The following is a 26,350-nucleotide window of genomic DNA, read 5'->3' as shown; positions in this document are numbered from 1 at the left end:
AGAATAATCTAAACAAACCTCATAAAATAAGACGTTTTTTTATTGAAAACTAACAAATTTAATCATAAATATTCATAGTTTTTTTTCAAATAAGATATTTTAATTTCGTATAGAGTTCATTTTTTTAGTATAAAATGAATAAATTGCCATTGTTAAAAACTAAAAACATACAGAAATGAAAAAAATAGCAATTCTATTATTAACTGTTTTTTTACTTACAGAATGTTCTAAAGTACCAATTACTGGAAGAAATAGAATTAATTTTGTAAGTGATTCGCAAGTTTTACCTGCCAGTTTTGCAAAGTATAAAGGATTTTTAGAAGAAAATAAAATATCTAATAATCGCGAAATGACCAATCAAGTAAAAACCGTTGGTAAAAATATTTCTGCAGCTGTAGATCGTTTTATGCGTGCAAATAATATGGTGGAAGAAGCAAATTCTTATAGGTGGGAATTTAATTTAATTGAAGATAAAACAGTAAATGCTTGGTGTATGCCTGGAGGAAAAGTTGTTTTTTACACAGGTATCATGCCAATTTGCGCAAATGAAGATGGTGTTGCAGCAGTAATGGGGCATGAGATTGCACACGCGTTTGCAAAACATGGTCAAGAAAGAATGTCTCAAGGACAATTGCAACAAATAGGAGGTTTGGCAGTTGCTTTAGGAACTTCTGGAAAAAGTAAACAGTCTCAACAAATTTGGAATACAGCCTTTGGTATTGGTTCTGGTTTAGGAATGTTAAAATTTAGTAGAACTCACGAGCAAGAAGCAGATAGATTAGGTTTGGTTTTTATGATTATGGCTGGCTATAATGGTGCTGAAGCTGCAGAAGTTTGGGTACGAATGAGCCATAGAAAAGGAGGAAAGCAAGGTCTAGAAATTTTAAGCACACATCCAACAAATGCTTCAAGAATTAGAGATTTAAGAACATATTTACCAACTGCTAAAAAGTATGCAGAAAAATTTAATAGAACTGGAAACGCTACTATAAGGCAATAGAAGAAAACTTTTACTATATTGTATGCCGTTCAAAAAAAAAGAATATTTGAACGGCATTTTTTTAGATAATTATGAAACTAAAAATAGGAGATAAAAAATTAATAAACGCTTGGGCATTTTACGATTGGGCGAATTCAGTATATTCTTTAGTAATTAGTACAGCAGTTTTTCCATTGTTTTACAGTGCAATTACAGACGGAAAAACAGTTTATTTATTAGGAATGAAATGGGATTATCCAGACACTTTATACAGTTATGCTTTGTCTTTTTCCTTTTTAATAGTTGCATTTATGTCGCCAATTTTATCTGCAATTGCAGATTATACAGGAAATAAACTAAAGTTTATGAAGTTTTTCTGTTGGTTGGGAGGTCTCTCTGTAATGAGTATGTTTTTTTTTAAAGATTTAACGACTGCTTGGGTAGGAATTATTTGTACAGTTTTGGCAAGTGTTGGTTTTTGGTCGAGTATCGTTTTTTACAATTCTTATTTGCCTGAAGTTGCACATCCACATCAACAAGATAAAGCAAGTGCAAAGGGTTTTATTTATGGCTATGTGGGTTCTGTAATATTACTAATAATAAGTTTAGCGATGATTATGTCTCAATCAGATGATGCTATAAAACTAACCATGATGCGTTATTCTTTTGTAATGGTGGGACTTTGGTGGATTGGTTTTGCACAAATTACTTTTAAAAAATTACCTAACAATGTGCACAATAGAAAGCCAGAGAAAGATTACATCTGGAAAGGTTTTAAGGAGTTAAAAAAAGTATGGATTGAATTAAAAAACTACCCAACATTAAGAAATTTTTTAGTCGCTTTTTTCTTACTAAGTGTTGGAGTACAAACCATTATTTTATTAGCTACAATTTTTGGAAAGTCGGAGTTAGGTTTAGATACCATGAATTTAATTATAACTGTTTTACTAATACAAATTGTGGCAATTTTAGGAGCGAAAATTTTCACCAATATTTCTGAAAAATATGGAAATATTAAAGCATTAAAAATAACTTTAATAATTTGGATTTTAGTTTGTTTTAGTGCTTTTCTATTAGAAAAAAACTTACCTAATGTAGATATTTATTTTTACTGTTTAGGAGGTCTTTTAGGTTTGGTTTTAGGCGCAATACAATCGCTTACAAGATCTACATATTCTAAATTATTACCAAAAACGTATGACAATGCTACCTTTTTTAGTTTTTACGATGTAACTGAAAAAATAGCGATTGTTTTAGGAACTTTTGTGTTTGGATTCTTAATTTATTTAACAGAATCTATGCAATGGAGTGTGCTTTCTTTGGCATTATTTTTTGTTGCTTCTTTTATTGTTTTAAGTAGGTTAAAGAAGACAGAATATGTGTATTAATAAAACACTTTCCTTATCAATATAAAAACGAAAATCATTCCAGAATATGCAATAAAAAAAGGAATAATAATTTCTTTTATGCCTAAAACCAAAAAGAGACTAATTATTAATAATTGAAAACCTAAACCAAAAGTAGAAACCAAAGACATTAACCAATTAGGAAATGGTTTTCCTTTTGGTGCATTTCTGTCTAAAGCATAAATTATTTCATCAAAAATACCATATAAAGCTTTGTAAATAAAGTAGAGCGTATTTACATGTTTTTGCTTTTCTCCTGTTAAAGCAATAGGGGTGGAGTTTTCAAAAATTCTACTTGTGGTATCGCCTTCGAAACGATTTCTTAAAATTACATAATAGTAATTGTACAAAGTTCCTTGTAATTGAATTCCGAAAAAAGCGAGTAAAGTCCACCAAATACTAATTTCTGTCAATTGCCAAAGTGTAATAAAAATAATAAAGTTTAAAATAATATCGGAAACAGAATCTAAAAACCTGCCTGTGTAAGAAGGCGTTTCTTTTATTCTGGCAAGCTCGCCATCTGCAGCATCTAAAATAGATTTTAAAATAAAGAAAAAGGCAGCTAACCAATAATAACCTTTTACAATGCAAAAAACACCGATAAAACCAGAAACTACAAAGGCAATAGTTACATGAATAGGAGTAAAAGAGGTATTTTTTAAGGTGTTTGCAATAATCTTAGCAATTGGTCTCCCATAATCCGATAAATCTATAAATTGATGTTTTTTTGGTATTTTCGACATAAAAATGCTTTTGAATTAAGAGCATTTTTATCACATTATAAAGTTATAAAACAGCACTATTTTATTCACGTAAAAATATAAAAAAGGATATAAAAAAAGAGTCTAAAATTATATAATTTTAGACCCTTTACTAAAGAATTACTTTTTATTTAATAGTTACATTTTTAAAAGCAACTTCTACATCTGTACTTCCTCCTGCTTCAGATGCTTTACCACTGTTAGGTTTTTTTGGTTTATGTTTTAAGATAATAGTAATAGAACCAGAACCTGCAGCAGCTGTAGTTAAGGTACTTTTAATTCCTAAAGGATTATTGTTACGATCAACATCTGTTTTTTTAATTGTTATTCCAGAAATACTTGATGTATAGAAAAACTCATGTTCATCATTTTCTTTTTTAACTTCTAAAGTAATGTCTTCAGCAGGTTTTTCTGTCTTATTTTCTAATTTAATAACTCCTGTGTAAGTAGTATTTGCTTTTAAAGGTCCAGAGATTGAATATGTTCCTGCTTTACCTCCTTCTCCATCTAAATCCTCAAAAGCCAAAGTAACTACATTGTTACCATTTGTAAGTGTGTAGGTTACGTTTGTAATTAATTCTTCTTCATTTTCAGGACCATTATCATCTTTTGAACAACTTGTAAATGCTATAGATGTTACTACTAATAATGCCAATAATTTAATTGTTTTCATTGTTTTCATTGTTTTAATTGTTTTCATAATATTTGATTTAATAATTTAATTTAATTTTTATGTTAAAATTTCTGCCTAACTCATCCGTAAAATATCTAAATCGGTTTAAATAATTTCTGTAAGAAACATTAAAAAGATTGTTAATATTAAATGCAATTTTTAAATCTCCTTTTTTAAAGGCTTTAAAAACTGCAGATGTTTGTATATTGAATAGAGTGTACGCAGCTGGTGTAGAACTAATATCTACAAACACATCTTTTTGTGTTATTGGGTTAAATGTAAAAAAGTTATAATTTGGAAACTTGTCTTGTTGCAAAACCGTATTTTGATGTAAACTTATTGATAATTGATTCAGTTTTTGATTTCTGTACGTAATTGTATTGCCAAAATTGGTTGAAGGCATGTGTATCAATGGAATATCTTCTAATAAGTTATTACCTTGAATTAAACTAACCTGCCCATTATAATTAAAAGATTCACTAATTTTTTTATTCACATCTATATCAATTCCAAAAATATTGGCATTTGTTTGTTCGTATTCCCAAACAGGAAATGCGCCTCTAATTGTAGTTGTAATTCCTTTTGGAATTAGTTGAATAAAACCATTAATGTGCTTGTAATATGGGCCGATTACAAAACCAAAATTATCGTTTTGTTTCTCAAGAGAAATTGCAAATTTATTGGCAACTTCTTTTTTCATCGTTAACAAACCAGTTTCAATTCTTGCGGCACTATGATGCAAACCATCACTAAATAATTCTGATGGATTTGGAATTCTACTTGCCAAACCATAATTTATGAATAAGGATAAATTGTTTTCAAATTTCTTTGTATAACCTAAACTTGCAGAAATATTATGAAATGTGAATTTGGGTTTGGTTAAAATTTTTACTCCATCTATTGTACCTGTTTCAAATTCTGGAAACAACTCGTCATAATTATAAGTTTCATTCCAGTCAGTTACATTGTATCGTTTTCTTGCTTTAATTCTCGAAAAATCATATCTAAAACCTGCACTTAATTCTGATGTATCACTTAAATTATAACTACCTGTTGTGTACACTCCAAAATCATATTTAACAAAATCTGGAATTAAAGGCTTTGTTCCTGTGCCTGTAACAGCATCGTTTTGTTGATAACGTACCAATAAACCTGTGTTAATTTTAAAATTTTCAAAATAATTTATGTGAAAATTAGATTGAATACTATTGGTAAACAATCTTAAATCTACAACAGGTGTATTACTTCTGTCTCCTCTTCTTGAATCGAATTCTTTTCGTCTATTAACTTGAAAATCGTACTGAACAGATAATTTACCTAAATCTTTAAAACGTTTATAAGCTTCAATCCTTCCTAAATGATGTGTAATAGATTGGCGAGGAAAATTTATGTTATAAGAAAAACTTTCTTTAACTCTTGGTTCCTTGCTATTAATAGCGTTTACCAAATCATTTACATTACCTATATGTGAAGATTGTAAAATTGCAAACTCGTTGCTAACAAAACTATAAAATGCATTAAATCCTTTTTCATAACCATTCTTTCCAACAGCTACAGATGCATTAAAGTTTTTTAACCCAGTATTTGTAAGATAATAATCTGGTGCTTTAAAATCTCCAAATTGTTTGTAATTGGATTGTAGCTTTGCGTAAAAGCCAGATTTGTAAGTTTTTACAACTTCGGTATTTATGTTTCCGCCCAAACCATTACTATTAAATGAAGCTGAAGTGCTCCCAAAAATACTGTCTTTTGAGGCATACCTTTCGGGTTGAATTAAAATTAAGCCTCCAATTGCATCACTTCCGTATTTTAACGTATTTGCACCCTTAATAACATCTATTCTGCCAGATGCATTTACATCAATATTTGGTGCATGTTCTTCTCCCCATTCTTGGTCAAACATTCTAACATTATTATTTATAATTAAAAGCCTGCTACTATGCAACCCATTAATCATAGGTTTTACAATGGTACTTCCAGTATTTAAAGAAGAAACACCACTTATAGTATTCAAAGCATCACCTAAAGATTTATCGGAAAAATCCTCTAAAACTGTTTTTTCAAGTGTTGTTTCAATACTCGTTTTTTCAGTTTTAATATCTGCTTTTACCTCAATATTATTAAGCTCTTCTATATGGTGCTCTAAGAAAATATCTTTATAAGTATTTTTATTTACAAATATTGATATTCTTTTAGTTTCACAAGCAATATGCTTTACAATTAAGGTATATTTTCCTTTACAAATATTTTTAAACTCAAATTCGCCATCAAAATTAGTGGTTGTAAATCTGTTGCTATTTTCTATTTGTATAGATGCTCCAACAATGGTTGAGTTGTCGTGAAAATCGGTAATTTTCCCTTTTAAAGAGTACTTACAGTTTTGTGCAATTGTAGTTGTGTAAATACAACATACAAATACACAAAAACAAAATTGTTTTATCATTTTTTTGTTTTTATAATTCAAATTAATAGACTTAATTTAAATTACAGAAGGTGGACCTCTTAACGAAAATGATAGTTGAAGGTGATTTCTTTTAAAATTGTATTGTGGAAAATTTACTTCTAATTGAACTGTATTTAAAAGAACTTCAAAATTATGTTCAACCAAAAAAGTATTTCCTTGTTTTAATAGATGTAAGTTACAATCGATATCTTTTTTATGCACATGGCTTTCTACTTTAGAAATACAAACTTTATGTTCGTGTTCTAAAAAATCATGCACAGAATTTACTGCTATTGGTAGTAAAAAAACTATCAATAGAAAAATTCCTATATATTTTTGTAATTTTTTGATATTACTTCTTTTTTCTGATTCTTAAATTCAGCATTTCTACACCTAAAGAAAATGCGATCGCAAAGTACAAATATCCTTTAGGAATTGCACCTACAGTTTTGTTAAAAATTTCAGTATGCGATAAATGTGCACCTTCTGTTATTAACATAAAACCAATTAAAATTAAAAAAGATAATGCCAACATTTGTATGGTTGGGTTTCTATTTACAAAATTACTAATTGGATTTGCGAAAACCATCATAATTAAAATAGAAACAATTACAGCAATAACCATAATTATTAATGCACCATCCACGCCATTCGTCATACCAACAGCTGTTAAAATACTATCGAAAGAAAAAACAATATCAATTAATATAATTTGAATAATTACATTGGTAAAAGAAATCTTTTTGGGAGATTTTAAGACTTCGTCTTTATTGGTATTTTCCATTTTTTCTCTAATTTCTTTGGTACTTTTGTATAAAAGGAAAAGACCTCCAAGAAATAAAATAATGCTTTGTCCTGTTAGCCCTGTTTTAAACCAACCAGTATCGATTTTTAAAAACGGATCTTTTAAAGCAATTAAATAAGAAACACCAAAAAGCAAAATAATTCTGGTAATCATTGCCAAAGCCAAACCTAAAATAGTGGCTTTTTTAACTTGATTTTCAGGTAATTTATTGGCAGCAATAGAAATAAAAATAATATTATCGATTCCTAATATTATTTCCAGAAATGTTAAGGTTAACAGTGCAACCCAAGTATCTGCATGTAAAAATATTTCCATTTTATTTTACTTTAAAAACAGTGCCATCTTGTTTAAATTTACTGAATCCTATTTTGGCGGTAAAATCGTAAGAAGTATCTGTTACTTTGGTAATTTGTACATAAATAGGGTCTTTGTCCATCTCTTTTTTAGGAGATTTCATTCTTAAGGTGTAAAAGAAATTATTTTTCCATTTAATGTATAAAGTATCAATGTGTTTTATTCTTTTTTCTGATATTGTAGAATCGTTTGAAACACTAATTATCTTCTCATATTCTTCAATTTGAAGGCTATCTATTCTTGTAATAGTTGTTTTTCCATAACCATCTCCAGCAGGAATTTCAAAAACACCTATTTTAAATTTATCTGAATTGTCTTTAATTTCAGATTTACAAGAAAATAGAATAAATACTGAAGCAATAAGTACGAAGATTGAAATATGTATGTTAAAAAAACGTTTCCAATTTCCAACTTCCAAAGTCCAACTTTTATTTTTTTTTATAGAATTCATTCTTCTTAATTTTTTAAATTACTTCCAACTTCCAACTTCCAACTTCCAACTCAACTATATCCCAGTATAATTGGCAGGCGTAATCGCTTTTAATTCAGTCTTAATTTCATTAGAAACCTCTAAAGTATCAATAAAATTAGCAATTGAATTCTGGTTTATTTTCTCGTTTGTTCTGGTTAATCCTTTTAATGCTTCATATGGGTTTGGGTAAGCTTCGCGTCTTAAAATTGTTTGAATTGCTTCTGCAACCACAGCCCAATTGTTTTCTAAATCTTGTTCGAACTTTTCTTTGTTTAACAATAATTTATTTAAACCTTTTAAAGTTGAAGTAAAACCGATAATTGTATGTCCAAAAGGAACACCAACATTTCGTAAAACGGTACTATCAGTTAAATCTCTCTGTAAACGAGAAATTGGTAATTTTGCAGAAAGATGTTCGAAAATAGCATTTGCAATTCCTAAATTCCCTTCAGAATTTTCGAAATCAATAGGATTTACTTTGTGTGGCATTGCAGAAGAGCCAACTTCGCCAGCCTTAATTTTTTGTTTAAAATAATCCATAGAAACATAGGTCCAGAAATCTCTATTTAAATCGATAATAATGGTGTTTATACGTTTTAAACTATCGAACAAAGCAGCCATATGATCGTAATGTTCTATCTGTGTTGTTGGAAAAGAATGTTGTAAACCCAACTTTTCTTGCACAAAATTACTACCAAATTCTTTCCAATCGATATTTGGGTATGCAACTTTATGAGCATTATAATTACCAGTTGCTCCACCAAATTTTGCAGCACTTGGTATGTCGTTTAATAAATTGAATTGTTCTTTTAAACGAACCACAAAAACATCTATTTCTTTTCCTAATCTTGTAGGAGAAGCTGGTTGTCCATGCGTTCTTGCCAACATAGAAATGTCTTTCCATTCAATAACTAATTCTTGTAATTTCTCTAAGACTTCGAAATATTGTGGTACGAAAACAGCATTCATCGCTTCTTTTATAGAAAGCGGAATTGCAGTGTTGTTTATATCTTGAGAAGTTAAACCAAAATGAATAAATTCTTTAAACTTCTGTAAATTTAAAGCATCGAATTTTTCTTTGATAAAATACTCAACCGCTTTTACATCGTGGTTGGTTACTTTTTCGATATCTTTTATTTTTTGAGCATCTTCTGCTGTAAAGTTCTTGTAAATATTTCTTAAATCTTCAAAAAGAGAAGTATTAAAATCGGCTAATTGCGGAAGAGGCACTTCGCAAAGCGCAATAAAATATTCTACTTCTACTAAAACTCTGTATTTTATTAAAGCTTCTTCAGAAAAATAATTGGCTAATTTCTCAATTTTACCTCTGTATCTTCCATCAATAGGAGAGATGGCATTTAGTTGTGTTAAGTTCATTTTTTGTTGAATTGTAAGCGACAAAAATAAGGATTAAAAGACATTTATTTTAGTGATTTTTCATGTTTTTCGAGGGAATATTTATTTTTAGATTTTGTGGATAAAATGCCACGAATTCACGAATTATTCTATAAAATTTGATTGAAAAATAAAACACAGATTGCACGAATTACACTAAATATTAGATTTGTATACATTTTTATGTTACTCTAATAATATTGTATAAAATTATAAAGACACAGATTTCACAGATTTTCACGGATTATTACGTAAATAATTTTTGGTAAAGTTGCAGAGACGTAAAATTTAAATATTTAGCATAAAGATTGGCTATGTTTTCTATTGCTTTTTTGTGGTAAAATAAGTTAAGGGTATTTATAAATCAATTTTAAATTAACATTTATTGTATTTTTTGATGTTTTTCTATCAAGTCTATAATATGCTTTCCTCGTGCTTTTGTACCTTTACTTTCGTGAATAATTTTGGTTTCAATTAGGTGTTTTAATTCTGGATGAATCCAACCTTTTTCTAAACCAAAAAGGTATAAAGTGTTCATGGTGTATGCTCTTACTGCAATTTTTTGTGGTGTTATTAACCAATCGAAACCGGTTTCTACGATTGCATCTATATGTTTTATGGTTAGATTTTTTTTGATATCATTATCCGTTTTTGTATAATAAGCAGTGGCTAAATGTTCACAAATTTTAGCACAAGGTCTAATGGCACTATCGAATTTTAACGTATTAATTTTTGATGAAAACTCATCTAAATGAGGAAGGATCCAATTTAATTGATGGTGTGTACAAATCCATTCTAATATCCAAGCCGCTTTTATGGACACCTTATTATCAACATCAAAAGTTATAGAAACCAATTCTTTAAATAAATTTCTATTTTCTAATACAATATTTGCAACCCTTTGTCGGTTTTCTCTTTTAGCGTTTTCTATATTATTAAGTTGTTCTGTTATATAAAGAAGATTTGATTTTGGCACTATTAATGTATATTTGTATTAAAATTCTATTGAAATGATAAATATAAAAAGACTGTTTTTTGTTTTGGCATTTTTCGCTTGTTTTTTTATAAGTGAAGATGTTCAGTCGCAAAAAATAAATCAATTTAACGAAAATAAACAACGAACTGGAGTTTGGAAAAAGTACTATCCAAATAAAAGAATTCGTTATACTGGGCAGTTCGAAAATGGAAAAGAAGTTGGTGTTTTTAAGTTTTACGACATTACAAATTCAAATCATCCAACGATAATTAAAACTTTTTTCCACGATTCAGACTCTTTATTTGTTCAGTTTTATACCTTAAAAGGAAATATTAAAACAGAAGGTATTTTAAACAAAAGAGCAAGAGTTGGAAACTGGAAATATTATTACCCAGATGGAACGATTATGGCCGAAGAAAATTACAATAAAAATGGCGAATATCATGGAGAACAATTGGTATATTATCCAGATGGACAAGTAACAGAATTTGCAGTTTATAAAAACGGAAAATTGCATGGAACTACCAGTAAATATGCCAGTAATGGAAATCTTATCGAAGAAGTAGAATATAAAAATGGAAAAGAAAATGGTCTTGCAAAGTATTTCGAATTAAATGGAAAACTAAAAGAGAAAGGCGTCTATAAAGACGGAAAAAGAGTAGGAAAGTGGGAGTATTATTTAGATGGAGAATTAGCCGCAAAAGAGCTTAAAGAAAAGAAGAAAAAGTTTATTTTAAAGAAAGATAATTAGATGTCCCTTTTAATTCCCCTAGAAAGAGAAATTAGTTTCTACTAAATTTATTTTTTTTCCAACATTTATGTGAAAATTTTTCACTTCATTTTTATAAAAATAAACGCTGTGAATCTTTGTGTTTCTCTGTGAAACTCTGTGGAATAATAAAATTCTAATTTGTATCTTTGCAACCTCAAAAAATAAGAATGAAACGAGTAGTTGTAGGTCTTTCTGGAGGAGTAGATTCTAGTGTTACAGCACATTTATTAAAAGAACTAGGCTTTGAAGTTATTGGGCTTTTTATGAAGAATTGGCACGACGATTCTGTAACAATTTCTAACGAATGTCCTTGGTTAGAAGATAGTAACGATGCTATGATTGTTGCCGAAAAATTAGGAATTCCTTTTCAAGTGGTCGATTTAAGCGAACAATATAAAGAACGTATTGTAGATTATATGTTTGCAGAATATGAGAAAGGAAGAACGCCAAACCCAGATGTACTTTGCAATCGAGAAATTAAGTTCGATGTTTTTATGGACATTGCCCTAAAATTAGGTGCCGATTATGTTGCAACAGGGCATTATTGTAGAAAAGGAGAAGAAATTATCGATGGAAAACCAGTGTATAAATTATTGGCTGGAAAAGATACTAACAAAGATCAATCTTATTTTTTATGTCAGCTTTCGCAAGAACAATTAGCAAAAGCGTTGTTTCCTATTGGCGAATTAACCAAGCCAGAAGTTAGAGAAATCGCAAAAGAAGCCAATTTAATTACGGCCGAAAAGAAAGATTCGCAAGGATTATGTTTTATTGGTAAAGTTCGATTACCAGAGTTTTTGCAACAAAAATTACAGCCTAAAGAAGGAAATATTGTTCAAATTCCTGCAGATTTTTCTCAATATACAAGAGAGACTCCAAAATTCGATAATAAGGAAGTAGCACTCGATTATTTTGCCACAAAATTTAGCTATTTAGAAGAAGATGGAAAAGTAGTTGGGAAGCATCAAGGTGCGCATTATTTTACAAAAGGACAACGTAAAGGTTTAAATGTTGGAGGAACAAAAGAAGCTTTATATGTTATAGAAACAAATGTAAATACGAACACAATTTACACTGGAGAAGGAAAAAATCACCAAGGTTTGTACAGAAATACCTTGTTTGTTTCTAATGAAGAAATCCACTGGATTCGTGAAGATTTAACATTAAAAACTGGAGAAACTATGGAAGTCGAAGCCAGAATTCGTTACAGACAAGCCTTAGAAAAAGCAACTTTACACAAAGTTGAAAATGGTTTGTATGTGCAATTTGAAAATGGGCAATCTGCCATCCAAGAAGGGCAATTTGTAGCTTGGTATAAAAACGAAGAATTGTTAGGTTCTGGAGTTATTTCTTAAAAACTTTTTTTAGCATTTTTAAAGTAGTATTTTTATGACTCATTAGATGGGTTATGAAAAACAAATTACTTCTATTAATTATCTTTTTTACAGCAGATTTTTACTGTCAGCAACAAGATGCTTGGGTATTTTTTAAAGACAAACCTAACAAAGCCACTTTTTTAGCAAATCCATTAACTATGCTTTCTCAAAAAGCTTTGGATAGAAGAAACACGCAAAATGTTTCTGTAGATGAAACAGATGTTCCAGTAGAAAAAAATTACTATAATTCTATTAAAAGTACTGCGAATATTACTCTTTTAGGAAAATCGAAATGGTTGAATGCAGTTCATATTCAAGGAACAAAAACCGATATCGAACATTTAAAATCAACTTTTGCTTTTATTGATAAAATTGAATTTGCAGACAGGTCTTTAAATGGAAATAGTAAAAAATATTCAGCAAAACGAAAACGACATCATTACAATAAGTTCGAAAATTCTAAAACTGATTTTACGTATGGAAATACAGAAAATCAGATTACAATGTTAAAGGCAAATTTTCTTCATAAAGAAGGTTTTACAGGAAAAGATCAAATTATTGCTGTTATTGATGCTGGTTTTCCAAATGTAAATACATTATCGGCATTTAAAAGATTGCGAGATAATAATCAAATTTTAGGAGGATATGATTTTGTAGAAAGAAGCACTAATTTTTATACAGGTCATAATCATGGAACCAATGTTTTATCAACCATTGGAGGTTATCTAAAAGATGAGTTTGTGGGGGCTGCACCAGACGCTTTTTTCTATTTATTTAGAACAGAAAATGCATCAGTAGAAGTGCCTTTAGAAGAAACTTTATGGGTAGAAGCTGCAGAAAGAGCCGATAGTTTAGGAGTCGATGTTATTAATACATCTTTAGGTTATACCACTTTCGACAATCCAAAATATGATTATTCTTATAATAATATGGATGGCAAAACAACATTTATTACAAGAGGAGCAGAAATGGCTGCAAACAAAGGAATTTTGGTAGTAAATTCAGCTGGAAATGAAGGAAATAAAACATGGAAATATATTTCTGCGCCTGCAGATGCAAAATCTGTAATTACAGTTGGAGCAGTAGATAAAGATAAAAATATTGCTTCTTTTAGTTCTTTTGGATCAAGTTTCGATGGTCGTATAAAACCAGAAATTGCTGCAAAAGGAGCAGGAGCAACCATAATTAACCATACAAATGGTTCGATTGCAACTTCTAGTGGAACCTCTTTTTCTGCGCCAATTATGGCTGGAGTAATTGCTTGTTTAAATCAATATGAAAATTTACAAACTAAACAAAGAAATAATAGCTTTTTAAAAGAAGCAGTTTATAAATCAGCAAATAAATATGTAAATCCTACAGCACAAATGGGTTATGGAGTTCCTAACTTTCAAGAAGCATTTGCGTTGTATAAATCATCTCTTTCTGTTAAAGATGTTTTTTTTAAGGATTTAAAAGTAGTTCCCAATCCTATTTCTACCAATTTTAAAGTCGAAGGGATTAAAAATGATTTAAAAGATATTAGAATTTATATTTTCGATATTTTAGGAAAACGAGTTTATCAACAAAACAGAGTTTTTTCGAAAGAAATAAACATTTCAACTTTAAAAAAAGGAATTTATTTTTTTAAAATTGAAAAAGGAACAAATATAAAAACAGTTAAAATAATAAAACAATAATGACGAATAATAGTATTACTAAATTATTTAACATAAAATACCCTGTAATTCAGGGAGGAATGATTTGGGTTTCTGGTTGGAAATTGGCTTCTGCAGTTTCCAATGCTGGTGGTTTGGGCTTAATTGGTGCAGGTTCTATGTATCCAGAAGTTTTGCGAGAACACATTCAAAAATGTAAAAAAGCGACAGACAAACCTTTTGGCGTAAATGTGCCCATGTTATATCCAGATATTGAAAAAATTATGGATATTATCTTAGAAGAAGGCGTAAAAATTGTTTTTACTTCTGCAGGAAATCCAAAAACGTGGACTTCCTTTTTACAAGAAAAAGGAATAACAGTGGTGCATGTAGTAAGTTCTGTAAAGTTTGCCCTAAAAGCAGAATTAGCTGGAGTAGATGCTGTGGTTTGCGAAGGTTTTGAAGCTGGTGGACATAATGGAAGAGAAGAAACAACCACTTTTACCTTAATACCTATGGTAAAAGAACAAGTAAAAATACCAGTAATTGCTGCAGGAGGCATTGGAACTGGACGTGGAATGTTGGCAGCAATGGTTTTGGGGGCAGATGGAGTACAAATAGGAAGTAGATTTGCAGCTACAGTAGAATCTTCGGCTCACGAAAATTTTAAAAAAACGATTATAGATGTAAAAGATGGAGATACACATTTAACTTTAAAGGAATTGGCTCCTGTACGTTTGGTAAAAAATAAATTTTATAATGATGTCCAAGAATTGTATTTAAAAAAGTCATCTTTAGAACAATTAAGAGAACTTTTAGGTAGAGCACGTTCCAAAAAAGGAATGTTTGAAGGAGATTTAGAAGAAGGAGAGTTAGAAATTGGACAAATTGCAGGATTAATTAACGATATAAAGCCTGCTAAAGAAGTTTTAGAAAATATTATTAAAGAATTTAACGAAGTTAAAGCCTTGGTAGATAGGTTTTAGCATTGTTTTAGATTAATTGTTAATAATTTTTGTGAAATTAATTTATTGGCATTATCTTTGTTATTCAATAAACGTTGTTTGTAATGAAACAAACAACACATTTAATATTATTTATTATGAATAAAGGTACCGTAAAATTTTTCAATGAGTCTAAAGGATTCGGATTCATCACTGAAGAAGGAAACAACAAAGAACATTTTGTACATGTTTCAGGTTTAATTGATGAAATTCGTGAAAACGATGAAGTTGAATTTGATTTACAAGATGGAAGAAAAGGATTAAACGCAGTAAACGTAAGAGTTATATAATTATATATTATTACTATTTAAAGTTTTATCTAAAAGCCTATCAAATTTTTGATAGGCTTTTTTTATGCGCAAACTTTATTTTTATTATAATTAAGATATTAATGCGTTCTTCCAATTAATGGCACTATCTTTGCAACTCAATAAATGTTGTTAGTAATGAAACAAACAACATATTTAACATTATTATTATGAATAAAGGTACCGTAAAATTTTTCAATGAGTCTAAAGGATTCGGATTTATCACTGAAGAAGGAAACAACAAAGAGCATTTTGTACATGTGTCAGGATTAGTAGATGAAATTCGTGAAAACGACGAAGTTGAATTTGATTTACAGGATGGTAAAAAAGGATTAAACGCAGTAAACGTAAGAGTATTATAATATATATTTATTACTAGTTAATTTTTTAACGAAAAGCCTATCAAATTTTTGATAGGCTTTTTTTATGTTTGTATTTTAAAATTTTAAAGAAAATATAGTAAATTTATATTGTATCTTCTTAAAACCAAATTATATTATAATGATTGACGGAAGACAACGAAAAAACATACAAATTGGTCTGTTTGTAGAAATCGTTCAAAAGCCACACCAAAGAAGTGGAGAATTAACAAGTGGTAAAGTGGCTAAGATTCTTACAAAATCGCCAAATCATCCTTATGGAGGCACATTCAGAAAATAGGTTATTTTTAAAAATGCAGCTAAAATTGCGGGCATAATTATTTAAATTCTACCCTCAATTTTTGTTTTAAAGCTGTTTTAAGGGTTCAGTTTCTTAAAAATTTCCCAACAAGACATACCTCTCCCATAAAACTATATTCAATGCTTCAAATTTAGGCTACTTGTTGTGCTGTTTTAGCTATTTTTCTTCGGCCAATTTCAAGAGCATTCCCTGTGTGTATTCCAAAGAATATCCATAGAATTTCATTCTTTTTAGTTTTGGCTTTTATTTTTCGTAAGTGATAATATTCTTTATCCTTTCCAAAATAACCTTCTAATCTTGTAGCTCTTTCTTTTGCGATAATAGCTCTAAGTTGCTTTTTTTCTTTATGATTTTTCGGCTTTTTTCCCTTGGGGATAAAGTCTGTTTCTATGTTCTTAGAACTACAGTGTTTTCTATTTTTATTGGTGGCATAAATTTTATCTGCTCCAGCTATTTTTACTTTTTTTCGAGTTAATCCTTGTGCTTTTTGGACTGTTTGAATAAAACGATTTCCTTCATGAAATGCATTAAAGTTAATATGTTCGATAAAGCTAATTCCATCAATTTGAACTTTGTTAACTTTTGCTCCAAATTCAACAGGTTTTACTTCCTTTCCTCGAACAATAGGACGAATATAATCCTTTTGAATGCTTACAATTCTATCTTTGATTTTTTCTCCTGTATCAAAATGATCTTTTTGTTGTTTGTAAATCCTTTGAATTGTATTTATTCGCTTATAATACAAAGCTATAAACTCAATATTGTGATTTTCTGACAACTCTTTTTCAAAGTTGATAAATTTACTTAACAGATTGAGTAAACCTCGGGTTAATGAAATACGTTTCGACTTGGTTTTTCTTCGCATTTTACTAAATCCTTGATAACGTTTTTTCCACTTGATATATTTACTTCTAATCATTTTAACCCCTAATATAGAGCAGGTTTTACGTAATTGATTGTACAACCAATGAACCGACTCCCAAAGTAATTTTTGGATGCTAGGGTAACGAACTTCACTTTCATAACAAGTAGCATCCATTACAATTTGATTGGGGTTTTCAATTTCGTTTTTCCAAGAGTTGAATAGAATTTTTTCTATGGAATTAATATCGAGTTTCTCTGCTAATTCACAACGTATTTGGCTCACTATTTTATAGTTTGTTAAGCGTTCAAAACCTAGTTCTATATCACAGAAAAATTGATAGTCTAAATTCGAGTTTAGTTGCTCAATCAATTTTCTATCTGAACAATTAGCATAATGTTTTAAAAACATTAAACCTAGTCTTCCTTTAGGACTAAAAAGATAGTTTCTCCCTTTTGATTGTTCAGAAATACCAAAAGAGCTAACTAAATCATTCCAAGGAATTGCAGAGTAGATTTTACCTAAATCTCCCTCTAAAAATCGCGCATAATGAGCATCATAATTCTCGCTGAGGGGAAAAAATTGAAATGCGGTGTTGCATTTCAGAAATTCTTCGTACTTTCATAATTATCGAAATTAAAACCCCGTTTTTTGCCTATATTGGCCATTTTCGGGGTTTATTATAGCTACAAAATACAACAAATCCCTCGTAAAAACAAGGGATGCGTTGTTTTATGAAAGCGCCTATGGAATAAAAGTGCAATTAGAAACTGGTCTCGTAGGTAGAGTAAAAAATGTAATTACTTTGCAGGAATCTTAATTTCGTACATTTTTCTACTTTTATTATTCAGTTTATTTTCTCTTAACCAAGGATTAAGAATTTTAAACTCCTTATAATTCATACCATAATTTTTAGCAAAATGGGTAATGTTAGAAATTGCAGTATCTACTTTTATTGTTCTTGTTTTTTCTATCGTATATAAATCTTCTTTTTCGAAGACAAATCCGTATTTTTTAGGGTTAGAAATAATTTCTTTTAAAGCTAAAATTCTAAATACATACCTTTCTGTTTCATCTGGTAATTTTGCATCGTAATAATTGTTTACTTCTTGCGTTTTTAATCTTTTAGCAACTCCATAATTACCAGCATTATAAGCAGCAGCAGCCAATGTCCAAGAATTAAAACGATTATACGATTTTTTTAAGTACTCTGCAGCAACTTTGGTCGATTTTTCGATATGGTAACGTTCGTCTACATTGCTATTTATTTCCAAACCATATTCTTTTCCAGTAGTTCGCATAAAATGCCACATTCCTGCAGCTCCAGCAGAAGAGGTTTCATCAATAAAAGCACTTTCAGCCAAGGCTAAAAATTTAAAATCGTCTGGTAAACCATATTTTTTTAATAAAGGTTCTAAAACAGGAAAATATTTATTTGCACGTTTTATAAGTAACAATCCATTAGATTGCCAGTAGGTGTTTACCAACAATTCTCTTTCCATTCGTTCTCTAACATCTTCAATTTCTACAGGAACTCTTTCTCCTGCCAAATTTAAATTTTCTGGAAGTTTTAAAGATTTTATTTTATAGGTTATAGCAGTTTGTGTTTCAGGGTCTGTATTCGAAGAAACATTTGTCTCTGATTTTTGTATTGCACTAAAAAATACTGCGGTTACAATAATTACACTTAATAGAGATAAATAACGTTGAGAAGTTTTCATATAGTTTACAATTTTATAGCATAAAAATATGAAAATCACTTTGGTTTAGCAAGTTAAAACGTCATCAATAATTTTTGATATTTTTTTTGCTTTCGTTAAAATCATAATATGAGTACCATCTTTAATTTCGATGGCATTTTTTATGTTTTTTAAAGGAAAAACATTGTCTTTTGTGCCATGTATGTGTACAATATCTTTTAATGGATTTATTTGTTTCCATTTAATAAGATTATAAATAGACCATTTTAAATATTTCTTGCTTCTAACCGAAAGATATTTTTTATAGAGTGCAGCTTTTTTCTTTAAAGATTTTCCTAAAAAGTAACGTGCATATTCTTCAAAATTTTCTACAACTTTCGTTGGAAAAAATTTGTAAACCTTGGTGAATTTTGCAAACTTGAATCTTTTAGGAAGTTCTTTTTGATTTTTTACACTAGAGATAATAATTACTTTTCTAGGGTTTACAAATTTTGCCATTTCTTGTACCATAATTCCACCAAAAGAAACGCCTACCAAAACAGGGTTTTTCTCTTTAATTTCATCACTCATTCTACAGGCATAATTATCAATATCTTCTTCTAAGGCCAATGGTTTTATCCATTTTAGGTAATGAAAACGATACTTTTCTGGGTTTAATTCTAAGTTTTCGAAAATTTCTGGACCAGCTGCCAATCCTGGAACAAAATATATTGGGATTTTTTCCATTTTTTATTCAATTAAATTTTCATCAATTAAAATTCCTTCAATATAGTCGTAAGCGAAAGCAATTTCATCTGAAATGTTTATCCAAACTTTTACTTTTATTTTATCATCATTATACGTAATAAAAGTGTTGGAATAATCTTGTAATTCCTCTGAATCTTTAGCGTTTTCAAAATCTTTAAACGCAGTCTTTTCAAATAAATTACTTAATTCTTTTAATTGTTGCTCTTTTAACTTAAATTTATATATACCTTTTACTAAAGTGTATTCTTTGCCTAAGAAAACCACATTTCCATCTTTAAAAAAAGTAACTTCGAAAACTGGGCAATCTCCAAAACAAGGTGTTTTTAAAACACTTACCAACCTGTTTTTAGAAAAGTAGTTTACTTTGTGTAAGGCTTCTTTGGTGTTTTTTTCAACAGAAGAAAAATGATTCGTTTTTTTAAGATTTTCAATCCAAAATGAAGTTTTATCTGCAGGAACTTTTATGATAACAGCTTTGTAGGTTTTGTTGTCCACAACAACTTGGTTTATAGATAAATTGTTGCTTTTTAAATCGTGCTTAATTTTAACCAGATTTTCTGGATTTTTTAAAACCACTAATATATCTTTATATAAAATCTCATTCTCCACTTTAACATCTTTAATAATAGAAGGTTTTTCTCTGGTTTTTTTTACTTCATTTTTTTTAGATTGGTTACAACCGAACATCAATAAGAATATTAAAATGAAATAAATTTTCATAAAATTTGTTTTTATACTATTGCTTTTTCTTTTACAAAATCGAATCTTACCAAACCATCTTGATCTATTTCTGTAAGTGTTATTGTGTGTAAACTATTAATTAATGCTGGGTTCCAAGGAGTTTTTACTTTTACATAATTTTCTGTAAAGCCATAAATATAGCCTTCTTTATTCTCACTTTCGAATAATGCAGTTAGAGTGTTTCCTAATTGCGATTCATAAAAAGCACGTCTTTTTTTAGCAGATAAGCCTCGTAACATTTTACTACGTTTTGCACGTACTTTTTTAGGAACAACTCCTTGCATTTCTACAGCTTCTGTATTGGGTCTTTCAGAATAAGTAAAAACGTGTAAATAAGAAATATCTAAATCGTTTAAATAATTATAGGTTTCTAAAAAAAGTTCGTCTGTTTCACCAGGAAAACCAACAATAACATCTACACCAATACATGCATTTGGCATTACTTCTTTTATTCTGGAAACCCTATTTGTATAGGTGTTTTTAAGATATCTACGTTTCATTTTCTTTAGCAACTCGTCACTTCCAGATTGTAATGGTATATGAAAATGGGGTACAAAAGAGTTCGATTTCGAGACGAAATTAATGGTTTCGTCTTTTAATAAATTAGGTTCGATAGAAGAAATTCGCAAACGATGGATTCCATCTACTTTGTCTAATTCTTTAACCAATTCTAAAAAAGTATGTTCGTGTTTTTTGTTACCAAATTCGCCTTTTCCATAATCGCCAATATTAACTCCTGTTAATACAATTTCTTTAATTCCTTTAGATGAAATTTCTCTGGCATTTTCTATGACATTTTCTAAAGTATCGCTTCTAGAAATGCCTCTCGCTAAAGGAATTGTACAATATGTACATTTATAATCGCAACCATCTTGGACCTTTAAAAAAGCACGAGTTCTATCGCCAATAGAGTAGGAACCTACGTAAAAATCGGCATCCGAAATTTCGCAAGAATGCACTTCTCCAATATTATTTTTGGTTAAATCGTTTATGTAACTTGTTACATTAAATTTTTCTGTTGCTCCTAAAACCAAATCTACACCATTTACATTTGCCAATTCTTCTGGTTTTAATTGGGCATAACAACCTACAGCTATTAAAAAAGCTTCGTCGTTTTTCTTTAAAGCGTTTTTTACAATCGATTTAAAACGCTTGTCTGTATTATCTGTAACAGAGCAGGTATTTATTACGTAAACATCTGCTTTTGTATCGAAATCTACACGTTCGAAACCTTCGTTTATAAAATTTCGGGCGATTGTAGAAGTTTCCGAAAAATTTAATTTGCAACCTAAAGTATAAAAAGCAACTTTTTTATCTGTGTTCATTCTTCCTTAATTAAATAACTAAAAAAATAGAAACTTAAAATAAGTTACTTATTTTTAAAGTCAAATAGTATATTTACAAAGCTGCTTATAAAAACAGTTTGTAGAGTGCAAAAATACGATTTTATTCATGATTTTTGAAACAGAAAGGCTACTTATTAGAAAACTAAATGTTAAAGATTTGCAAGGTTTTCATACGCTCGAAAGTAACCCAAATGTCTTAAAATACGCTACAGGAAATGTCAAAAATTTTCAAGAAAATAAAAAAGAACTACAAGATTTAATTCGAAGATATAATTTAGCCCACAACGATTTTTGGATTTATGCAATAATTTTAAAAGAGCATACTACTTTTATAGGAACTGTAGCTTTGGTAAAAGATGGAGCAGATAATGAAATTGGTTATCGGTTTTTAGAAGAATATTGGGGAAATGGATTTGCAACAGAGCTTTGTAAAGGTTTAATTTCCTATTGTAAACAATTAGGGATGCCTAAAATAGTAGGTTATGTTGTTGATGAAAATACTGCTTCAGCAAAAATCTTAAAACGATTTAGTTTTAAAGTTGTGAAACATTTTATAAGTGAAGATATCCAATTACCAGAAACAAAATACGAACTTATTTTATGATAGAAGATCAATTAACGCCACCTTATTATGCCGTAATTTTTTCCACAATTTTAGCTAAAAATATTTCTGGGTATTTAGAAATGACAGAAAAAATGGAAAAACTTGCCCAAAAACAAAAAGGGTATTTAGGCATAGAATCTGCCAGAAACGAAATAGGAATAACCGTTTCTTATTGGCAAACTTTAGAAGATATTGTTGCTTGGAAAAATAATTTCGAACATACAGCAGCCAGAAATTTAGGAAGAGAAAAATGGTATAAAAAATACCAATTACGAATCTGTAAAGTAGAACGAGAATATGGTTTTGAAAAGTGAATTTTTTAGTTAGCAGTCTTCAGTCTTCAGTCTTCAGTCTTCAGTCTTCAGTCTTCAGTTTTCAGTAGCAGTTTACAGTTATAATGTGAGCAACAATACTATGTTTTCTATGTTCCTATGTGGTTAAAATAGTTTTCAGTAGCAGTTTTTAGTTGGCTGTTTCCTCTTACAGTTTAGAGCATTCAACTTTGCAATTTTACGTCTTTGCGATAAAAATCTAAAATAACTTCTCTTTAATCTTAGCCTTTAATTTTTTAGAAACATTTGTTGGAAAAGGCTTATCTCCATGTAAAATATCGACCATTAAATCGTTAAAATGCTGACCATGATTTTTAAGGATGTAATTTCTTACAGCATTATTATTGTAAAAGAATTTAGATAAAATAACACCCGATTTTAATTCAGGCAACAATTTAATATTTAGTTTTTCTATGTATAATTTTTCTGTTTTCTCTTTGTTTAAATCACTTTCTATAATGGCATCTGCTACATATTTTCCACTTAAAATGGCATTAGAAATTCCTTCTGCAGTTATTGGTTCTGCAAAACCTGCAGCATCTCCAATTAAAAAAACATTGTTTTTTACAAAACCATCGGTTCTTGGTGCAATCGGAATTTGAAAACCATGTGCATCTTCTTTTATAATTTCTTTAATTCCAAGTGATTTTAAGTATTTTTTGTAGTATTCTTTTAAATTAATTTTTCCTTTTTTAGTTGTTAAAACACCTAACGAAAGATGATTTTTCTTAGGAAAACTCCAAGCATATCCAAAAGGAACAGCATCAATATCGAAACGAACCTGTTTTGAAAGTCGTTTAAAATCTTCCTTAGAAACTTCAACTTCATATTCTAAGGCAGGTATTAGTTTTCGAGTTTCTTCTTTCCAACCCGCCATTTTTGCAGTCGGACTTAAAACACCATCTGCTGCAATTACAAAATCTGCGGAAATTTCTCCTTGTGAAGTTTCTAAAATTGCTTTGTCATCTTTGAAACCGATATTTTTTAAAGTATGATTCTCTAATAAAGTAACACCAAATTCTTTTGCTTTCTCTACAATTAAATTATCGAAAGCATCACGCATTATCATCGTAACAATTGGAGTGTCTTTTCCAGATTTATAGTGTATTTTACCATTGTTAAAATAACTGTCAACCTCAAAAAACTCACGTTCTATTACCTCAGAAATATCAAAAGGCATGTCTTTTTTTCCACGATTTACAAAGCCACCACCACACGTTTTATAACGAGGTAATGTTTCTTTTTCTATAATTACAGTAGAAATTCCTTTTTTACCTAAATGAAAAGCTGTGGATGCTCCAGAAGGTCCACTACCAATAATTGCTACTTGAAAATGTTGCATAGAAAATGTTCTTTTATTTGCGAATATAAAAGAATCTTACCAATTAACTTTCGCCTGAATAGGAAAGTGGTCGGAATATTCTTCGGAAAAAGATTTAAACTGGTTTATAATCGCATTTTCATCCGTTAAAATAAAATCGATTCTCATAGGAAACCAATAGTTAAATGTTTTTCCTAAACCTTGGCCTGCTATTATAAAAGCATCTTTTTTATGTTCTGCAATTTGGTTGTACACCCAAGAGTAAGCAGTGTTGTTAAAATCGCCACATATAATTTTTTTGCCTTGCCATTTTTGTTCATGTGTTAAAAATAGCTTGGTTTGTTCGGCTTGTTTTTCAAAAGAGTTCGTAACCCTTTTTAATAATTTTTCAGAATTTTCTTCACCGAAATTTTCTTCATTTGGTTTAATCCTTAACGATTCTAAATGCAAATTATAAATACGAATGGTGTCTTTTTTCTTAACAACATCCACATAAATAATATTATTAGAAGTTCCTTTAAAATCTAATGAACCAGAATTTATAATTTTATATTTAGAATAAATTGCCATTCCAAATTTTCCCTTGTCATTTTTTCTTTTGATAAATTTATAAGGGTAAGAAAGGTGAATTTTTGTAGATTGATAATATTCTTGAATCGCTAAAATATCTGGATTTTTATCAGTAATAAAATCGTAACCAGTATTGGATGTAGAATCTTTTTTATTGGTAAATAAATCGAATGCTTTTACATTGTAACTCATTACTTTTAAATCGCTGTTTAAATAAGAATTTCTACTAGATATTTTATAAAATGGCGAAGAAAAAAACCAACCAATGATTAAAACAAATACCGATAAAAATGCTTGTTTTTTCAGCTTGATTAACCAATAAATAAAGAAAACAAGGTTAATTATGATTAAAACAGGTACAAATAGACTTAAAACAGCAAAAAATGGAATAGTACTTGGAGAGATAAAAGGCAATAAATACGATAAAAGCAATAAGGTTGCTAGCAACGAATTTAGTAAATAGAAAATCTTGTCTAAAAAGGATAAGTTTTTCATACTATCTTTTACCTTGTTTAAATAAAAATTCTTTTTCGGATTTGGTTAAGGTATCGTAACCAGATTTGCTAATCTTATCTAAAATTGCATCTATTTGTTGCTGATTAGGTGTATTATTTTTAACTGTACTTTGTTTTTTCTTTCCAGATTTATGCACCGTTTTTAACGGTTTTTCTTTCTTTTCGAACCAAGATGAAAAGGTTCCCCAAAGATTTAATTCTTTATTACTTGCTTTGTAAACATATAAAAAACCGAATAAACTTCCACCTAAATGTGCGAAATTTCCACCAGCATTGTTTCCAATTAAGCCTAAAACGTCGAAACCAACCCAAATTGCTGCCAAATGCCAAACTTTTATAAAACCAATTAAAGGAATTTTTAATTGATAGTTAGGCATATATGTCGCTATTCCTATAAAAATAGCAGAAATTCCTGCTGAAGCTCCTACTAAAGGAACAAATCTATCTTCAAAAAGTGGAAAATAATTATAACTTAATACAAACAAAAGACCTCCAAATAATGTTCCTAAAATATAAAAATTAAGTAATTGCTTTTGTGTAAAATACTGAATAAATAAATTTCCAATATAATACAATGCAATAAGATTGAAAATAATATGTATGAAACCATCATGTAAAAATCCGTATGAAATAATTGACCATGGTTTTACTAATAATTCTGAAGCATATGGTCTTAATGAAAACCACTCCATAATATAATTGGTATTATTCTTATATAATTTAAAAAAAACTTTCGATAATAAAGTAATAACAAAAACAGCAATGTTTATGTAGATTAATTTTTCTACAATATTTCCACCTTTATAACGTGATTTTATTTCGTTTATAAAACTCATTAATTTGTTTTAAATTGATTTTTTTTCCAATACCAAGCGATTAAAAAACCGATTAATGCTCCACCAACGTGTGCAAAATGTGCTATGTTTCCAATAGAATATTTTGTCATTCCAAAGAATAAATCTCCTAAAATCATTATTGGAATAAAGTATTTTGCAGCGATTGGAACTGGGAAAAAGATTAAAGCCAATTTAGCATCTTTAAAATACAAACCAAAAGCTACCAAAACTCCATAAACTGCTCCAGAAGCTCCAACTGCAGGTGTATTGTAAAGCATAGAAATTTTATTGAATTGCTCTTGTGTAATTGCGGCTACAACTCTAGCATCATTAGTGTTTCCTTTTTTTAATATTGATAAAATTTCATCGGGGTTTAAACCAGCATTAACAAAAAGTTCATAAATTCCATTAAACTGATAATAATTAACCAAAGTATAAATTAGACCTGCACCAATTCCTGCTGAAAAAAAGAAAAATAAGAATTTTTTCTTTCCCCACATTTGTTCTAAAGGTGTTCCAAATGCCCACAAACCATACATGTTAAATAGAATATGAGCGAAACTTCCATGCATAAACATGTGTGTTACATATTGCCAAATGCCAAAATGTTCGTTTTTGGGGAAATGCAATGCCAAAATATTGGTAAAATCTAATTTTAATAATTGTGGTGCAATAAAAACAATTACGTTAATTATAATTAGATGCTTTATGGCGTCTGTAAGTTTAAGATTCAT

The 26,350-nt window shown here is 29.3% G+C and carries 28 protein-coding genes; 11 read left to right on the top strand and 17 right to left on the bottom strand.

Annotated elements, in window-relative coordinates; translation table 11 throughout:
• The first annotated feature begins 175 nt into the window (after nucleotides 1–175).
• Nucleotides 176–1,000: a M48 family metallopeptidase gene (locus J3359_RS04230; RefSeq protein WP_208079502.1), complete on the top strand. Its 825-nt coding sequence runs from the start codon at nucleotides 176–178 to the stop codon at nucleotides 998–1,000.
• A gap of 71 nt (nucleotides 1,001–1,071) precedes the next feature.
• The gene (locus J3359_RS04225) at nucleotides 1,072–2,367 is read left to right on the top strand and encodes an MFS transporter (RefSeq protein WP_208079501.1); all 1,296 of its coding nucleotides are present in this window, start codon (nucleotides 1,072–1,074) and stop codon (nucleotides 2,365–2,367) included.
• Here J3359_RS04225 and J3359_RS04220 read toward each other — a convergent pair.
• From J3359_RS04220 to J3359_RS04185, 8 genes are all read right to left on the bottom strand, one after another.
• Nucleotides 2,364–3,128 (bottom strand): CDP-alcohol phosphatidyltransferase family protein, encoded by a 765-nt coding sequence (locus J3359_RS04220; RefSeq protein ID WP_208079500.1) that lies wholly within the window; start codon nucleotides 3,126–3,128, stop codon nucleotides 2,364–2,366. The genes J3359_RS04225 and J3359_RS04220 overlap by 4 nt on opposite strands.
• Before the next feature lie 145 nt (nucleotides 3,129–3,273).
• Nucleotides 3,274–3,846 carry a type 1 periplasmic binding fold superfamily protein gene (locus J3359_RS04215; protein WP_243765982.1) on the bottom strand — a complete coding sequence of 191 codons (573 nt, stop codon included), beginning with the start codon at nucleotides 3,844–3,846 and terminating at the stop codon, nucleotides 3,274–3,276.
• A 10-nt stretch (nucleotides 3,847–3,856) separates the two neighbouring features.
• The gene (locus J3359_RS04210) at nucleotides 3,857–6,262 is read right to left on the bottom strand and encodes a TonB-dependent receptor (protein WP_208079499.1); all 2,406 of its coding nucleotides are present in this window, start codon (nucleotides 6,260–6,262) and stop codon (nucleotides 3,857–3,859) included.
• 36 nt (nucleotides 6,263–6,298) lie between these two features.
• A complete protein-coding gene (locus J3359_RS04205) occupies nucleotides 6,299–6,577 on the bottom strand; it encodes a hypothetical protein (protein WP_208079498.1) in 279 nt (92 codons plus the stop codon).
• A gap of 37 nt (nucleotides 6,578–6,614) precedes the next feature.
• The gene (locus J3359_RS04200; protein ID WP_208079497.1) at nucleotides 6,615–7,382 is read right to left on the bottom strand and encodes a TerC family protein; all 768 of its coding nucleotides are present in this window, start codon (nucleotides 7,380–7,382) and stop codon (nucleotides 6,615–6,617) included.
• Nucleotide 7,383: 1 nt separating this feature from the next.
• Nucleotides 7,384–7,872: a hypothetical protein gene (locus J3359_RS04195; protein WP_243765981.1), complete on the bottom strand. Its 489-nt coding sequence runs from the start codon at nucleotides 7,870–7,872 to the stop codon at nucleotides 7,384–7,386.
• Nucleotides 7,873–7,926: 54 nt separating this feature from the next.
• Entirely contained in the window at nucleotides 7,927–9,270 is a 1,344-nt protein-coding gene (gene purB / locus J3359_RS04190) for an adenylosuccinate lyase (RefSeq protein ID WP_208079496.1), read from the bottom strand.
• Between the two features lie 400 nt (nucleotides 9,271–9,670).
• Nucleotides 9,671–10,264, bottom strand: coding sequence for a HEAT-like fold family protein (locus J3359_RS04185; RefSeq protein WP_208079495.1), 594 nt, complete (start codon nucleotides 10,262–10,264; stop codon nucleotides 9,671–9,673).
• A gap of 34 nt (nucleotides 10,265–10,298) precedes the next feature.
• Between J3359_RS04185 and J3359_RS04180 the strand changes: the two genes are divergently transcribed.
• The 7 genes from J3359_RS04180 to J3359_RS04150 all read left to right on the top strand — a co-directional run bounded on the left by J3359_RS04180 (nucleotide 10,299) and on the right by J3359_RS04150 (nucleotide 16,021).
• A complete protein-coding gene (locus J3359_RS04180; RefSeq protein ID WP_208079494.1) occupies nucleotides 10,299–11,015 on the top strand; it encodes a toxin-antitoxin system YwqK family antitoxin in 717 nt (238 codons plus the stop codon).
• A gap of 188 nt (nucleotides 11,016–11,203) precedes the next feature.
• Complete coding sequence (mnmA, locus tag J3359_RS04175; protein WP_208079493.1) at nucleotides 11,204–12,391, top strand: tRNA 2-thiouridine(34) synthase MnmA; 1,188 nt, start codon at nucleotides 11,204–11,206, stop codon at nucleotides 12,389–12,391.
• A gap of 53 nt (nucleotides 12,392–12,444) precedes the next feature.
• Nucleotides 12,445–14,091, top strand: coding sequence for a S8 family serine peptidase (locus tag J3359_RS04170; protein WP_208079492.1), 1,647 nt, complete (start codon nucleotides 12,445–12,447; stop codon nucleotides 14,089–14,091).
• Nucleotides 14,091–15,035 carry an NAD(P)H-dependent flavin oxidoreductase gene (locus J3359_RS04165; protein WP_208079491.1) on the top strand — a complete coding sequence of 315 codons (945 nt, stop codon included), beginning with the start codon at nucleotides 14,091–14,093 and terminating at the stop codon, nucleotides 15,033–15,035. Before J3359_RS04170 ends, J3359_RS04165 begins: the two co-directional genes overlap by 1 nt.
• Nucleotides 15,036–15,151: 116 nt before the next feature.
• Nucleotides 15,152–15,343: a cold-shock protein gene (locus J3359_RS04160; RefSeq protein WP_072554651.1), complete on the top strand. Its 192-nt coding sequence runs from the start codon at nucleotides 15,152–15,154 to the stop codon at nucleotides 15,341–15,343.
• A gap of 188 nt (nucleotides 15,344–15,531) precedes the next feature.
• Nucleotides 15,532–15,723, top strand: a complete 192-nt coding sequence (locus J3359_RS04155; RefSeq protein WP_046491490.1) for a cold-shock protein — start codon at nucleotides 15,532–15,534, stop codon at nucleotides 15,721–15,723.
• Nucleotides 15,724–15,862: 139 nt separating this feature from the next.
• Nucleotides 15,863–16,021: a YwbE family protein gene (locus J3359_RS04150; protein ID WP_208079490.1), complete on the top strand. Its 159-nt coding sequence runs from the start codon at nucleotides 15,863–15,865 to the stop codon at nucleotides 16,019–16,021.
• A gap of 151 nt (nucleotides 16,022–16,172) precedes the next feature.
• Here the strand turns inward: J3359_RS04150 and J3359_RS04145 are convergent, their stop codons facing one another.
• From J3359_RS04145 to mtaB, 5 genes are all read right to left on the bottom strand, one after another.
• Nucleotides 16,173–17,420: a transposase gene (locus J3359_RS04145; RefSeq protein WP_496559660.1), complete on the bottom strand. Its 1,248-nt coding sequence runs from the start codon at nucleotides 17,418–17,420 to the stop codon at nucleotides 16,173–16,175.
• Between the two features lie 284 nt (nucleotides 17,421–17,704).
• The gene (locus J3359_RS04140; RefSeq protein WP_208079489.1) at nucleotides 17,705–18,625 is read right to left on the bottom strand and encodes a lytic transglycosylase domain-containing protein; all 921 of its coding nucleotides are present in this window, start codon (nucleotides 18,623–18,625) and stop codon (nucleotides 17,705–17,707) included.
• 45 nt (nucleotides 18,626–18,670) lie between these two features.
• Complete coding sequence (locus J3359_RS04135; RefSeq protein WP_208079488.1) at nucleotides 18,671–19,330, bottom strand: alpha/beta fold hydrolase; 660 nt, start codon at nucleotides 19,328–19,330, stop codon at nucleotides 18,671–18,673.
• Between the two features lie 3 nt (nucleotides 19,331–19,333).
• Nucleotides 19,334–20,071, bottom strand: coding sequence for a DUF6438 domain-containing protein (locus J3359_RS04130; protein ID WP_208079487.1), 738 nt, complete (start codon nucleotides 20,069–20,071; stop codon nucleotides 19,334–19,336).
• A gap of 11 nt (nucleotides 20,072–20,082) precedes the next feature.
• Nucleotides 20,083–21,417, bottom strand: coding sequence for a tRNA (N(6)-L-threonylcarbamoyladenosine(37)-C(2))-methylthiotransferase MtaB (gene mtaB / locus J3359_RS04125; RefSeq protein ID WP_208079486.1), 1,335 nt, complete (start codon nucleotides 21,415–21,417; stop codon nucleotides 20,083–20,085).
• Between the two features lie 127 nt (nucleotides 21,418–21,544).
• Between mtaB and J3359_RS04120 the strand changes: the two genes are divergently transcribed.
• Entirely contained in the window at nucleotides 21,545–22,042 is a 498-nt protein-coding gene (locus tag J3359_RS04120) for a GNAT family N-acetyltransferase (RefSeq protein ID WP_208079485.1), read from the top strand.
• Nucleotides 22,039–22,356, top strand: a complete 318-nt coding sequence (locus tag J3359_RS04115; RefSeq protein WP_208079484.1) for an antibiotic biosynthesis monooxygenase family protein — start codon at nucleotides 22,039–22,041, stop codon at nucleotides 22,354–22,356. Before J3359_RS04120 ends, J3359_RS04115 begins: the two co-directional genes overlap by 4 nt.
• Nucleotides 22,357–22,573: 217 nt before the next feature.
• On the opposite strand, the gene J3359_RS04110 is transcribed toward J3359_RS04115, so the two are convergent.
• Genes J3359_RS04110 through J3359_RS04095 form a run of 4 tightly spaced genes read right to left on the bottom strand, consistent with a single transcriptional unit; the run spans nucleotide 22,574 to nucleotide 26,350 of the window.
• A complete protein-coding gene (locus J3359_RS04110; protein ID WP_208079483.1) occupies nucleotides 22,574–23,716 on the bottom strand; it encodes a geranylgeranyl reductase family protein in 1,143 nt (380 codons plus the stop codon).
• Between the two features lie 36 nt (nucleotides 23,717–23,752).
• Nucleotides 23,753–24,760 (bottom strand): endonuclease/exonuclease/phosphatase family protein, encoded by a 1,008-nt coding sequence (locus tag J3359_RS04105; protein WP_208079482.1) that lies wholly within the window; start codon nucleotides 24,758–24,760, stop codon nucleotides 23,753–23,755.
• 1 nt (nucleotide 24,761) lies between these two features.
• Entirely contained in the window at nucleotides 24,762–25,616 is an 855-nt protein-coding gene (locus tag J3359_RS04100) for a rhomboid family intramembrane serine protease (RefSeq protein ID WP_208079481.1), read from the bottom strand.
• A complete protein-coding gene (locus J3359_RS04095) occupies nucleotides 25,616–26,350 on the bottom strand; it encodes a rhomboid family intramembrane serine protease (RefSeq protein ID WP_208079480.1) in 735 nt (244 codons plus the stop codon). The genes J3359_RS04100 and J3359_RS04095 overlap by 1 nt, the downstream gene beginning before the upstream one ends.

Source organism: Polaribacter cellanae (assembly GCF_017569185.1).
GTDB classification, from domain to species: Bacteria; Bacteroidota; Bacteroidia; order Flavobacteriales; family Flavobacteriaceae; genus Polaribacter; species Polaribacter cellanae.
Note: the sequence above shows the minus strand (reverse complement) of the source record. Positions and strands in the feature narration are given on the sequence as shown.

What these genes read in the sequence shown, in the direction of transcription:
- J3359_RS04195 (WP_243765981.1), bottom strand. Translation starts at nt 7,872, where the DNA reads ATGAATTCTATAAAAAAAAATAAAAGTTGGACTTTGGAAGTTGGAAAT.
- J3359_RS04200 (WP_208079497.1), bottom strand. Translation starts at nt 7,382, where the DNA reads ATGGAAATATTTTTACATGCAGATACTTGGGTTGCACTGTTAACCTTA.
- J3359_RS04100 (WP_208079481.1), bottom strand. Translation starts at nt 25,616, where the DNA reads ATGAGTTTTATAAACGAAATAAAATCACGTTATAAAGGTGGAAATATT.
- purB (WP_208079496.1), bottom strand. Translation starts at nt 9,270, where the DNA reads ATGAACTTAACACAACTAAATGCCATCTCTCCTATTGATGGAAGATAC.
- J3359_RS04110 (WP_208079483.1), bottom strand. Translation starts at nt 23,716, where the DNA reads ATGCAACATTTTCAAGTAGCAATTATTGGTAGTGGACCTTCTGGAGCA.
- J3359_RS04220 (WP_208079500.1), bottom strand. Translation starts at nt 3,128, where the DNA reads ATGTCGAAAATACCAAAAAAACATCAATTTATAGATTTATCGGATTAT.
- J3359_RS04210 (WP_208079499.1), bottom strand. Translation starts at nt 6,262, where the DNA reads ATGATAAAACAATTTTGTTTTTGTGTATTTGTATGTTGTATTTACACA.
- J3359_RS04115 (WP_208079484.1), top strand. Translation starts at nt 22,039, where the DNA reads ATGATAGAAGATCAATTAACGCCACCTTATTATGCCGTAATTTTTTCC.
- J3359_RS04160 (WP_072554651.1), top strand. Translation starts at nt 15,152, where the DNA reads ATGAATAAAGGTACCGTAAAATTTTTCAATGAGTCTAAAGGATTCGGA.
- J3359_RS04105 (WP_208079482.1), bottom strand. Translation starts at nt 24,760, where the DNA reads ATGAAAAACTTATCCTTTTTAGACAAGATTTTCTATTTACTAAATTCG.
- J3359_RS04095 (WP_208079480.1), bottom strand. Translation starts at nt 26,350, where the DNA reads ATGAATCTTAAACTTACAGACGCCATAAAGCATCTAATTATAATTAAC.
- J3359_RS04230 (WP_208079502.1), top strand. Translation starts at nt 176, where the DNA reads ATGAAAAAAATAGCAATTCTATTATTAACTGTTTTTTTACTTACAGAA.
- mtaB (WP_208079486.1), bottom strand. Translation starts at nt 21,417, where the DNA reads ATGAACACAGATAAAAAAGTTGCTTTTTATACTTTAGGTTGCAAATTA.
- J3359_RS04140 (WP_208079489.1), bottom strand. Translation starts at nt 18,625, where the DNA reads ATGAAAACTTCTCAACGTTATTTATCTCTATTAAGTGTAATTATTGTA.
- J3359_RS04155 (WP_046491490.1), top strand. Translation starts at nt 15,532, where the DNA reads ATGAATAAAGGTACCGTAAAATTTTTCAATGAGTCTAAAGGATTCGGA.
- J3359_RS04180 (WP_208079494.1), top strand. Translation starts at nt 10,299, where the DNA reads ATGATAAATATAAAAAGACTGTTTTTTGTTTTGGCATTTTTCGCTTGT.
- J3359_RS04170 (WP_208079492.1), top strand. Translation starts at nt 12,445, where the DNA reads ATGAAAAACAAATTACTTCTATTAATTATCTTTTTTACAGCAGATTTT.
- J3359_RS04135 (WP_208079488.1), bottom strand. Translation starts at nt 19,330, where the DNA reads ATGGAAAAAATCCCAATATATTTTGTTCCAGGATTGGCAGCTGGTCCA.
- J3359_RS04225 (WP_208079501.1), top strand. Translation starts at nt 1,072, where the DNA reads ATGAAACTAAAAATAGGAGATAAAAAATTAATAAACGCTTGGGCATTT.
- J3359_RS04150 (WP_208079490.1), top strand. Translation starts at nt 15,863, where the DNA reads ATGATTGACGGAAGACAACGAAAAAACATACAAATTGGTCTGTTTGTA.
- J3359_RS04165 (WP_208079491.1), top strand. Translation starts at nt 14,091, where the DNA reads ATGACGAATAATAGTATTACTAAATTATTTAACATAAAATACCCTGTA.
- J3359_RS04215 (WP_243765982.1), bottom strand. Translation starts at nt 3,846, where the DNA reads ATGAAAACAATTAAAACAATGAAAACAATGAAAACAATTAAATTATTG.
- J3359_RS04130 (WP_208079487.1), bottom strand. Translation starts at nt 20,071, where the DNA reads ATGAAAATTTATTTCATTTTAATATTCTTATTGATGTTCGGTTGTAAC.
- mnmA (WP_208079493.1), top strand. Translation starts at nt 11,204, where the DNA reads ATGAAACGAGTAGTTGTAGGTCTTTCTGGAGGAGTAGATTCTAGTGTT.
- J3359_RS04120 (WP_208079485.1), top strand. Translation starts at nt 21,545, where the DNA reads ATGATTTTTGAAACAGAAAGGCTACTTATTAGAAAACTAAATGTTAAA.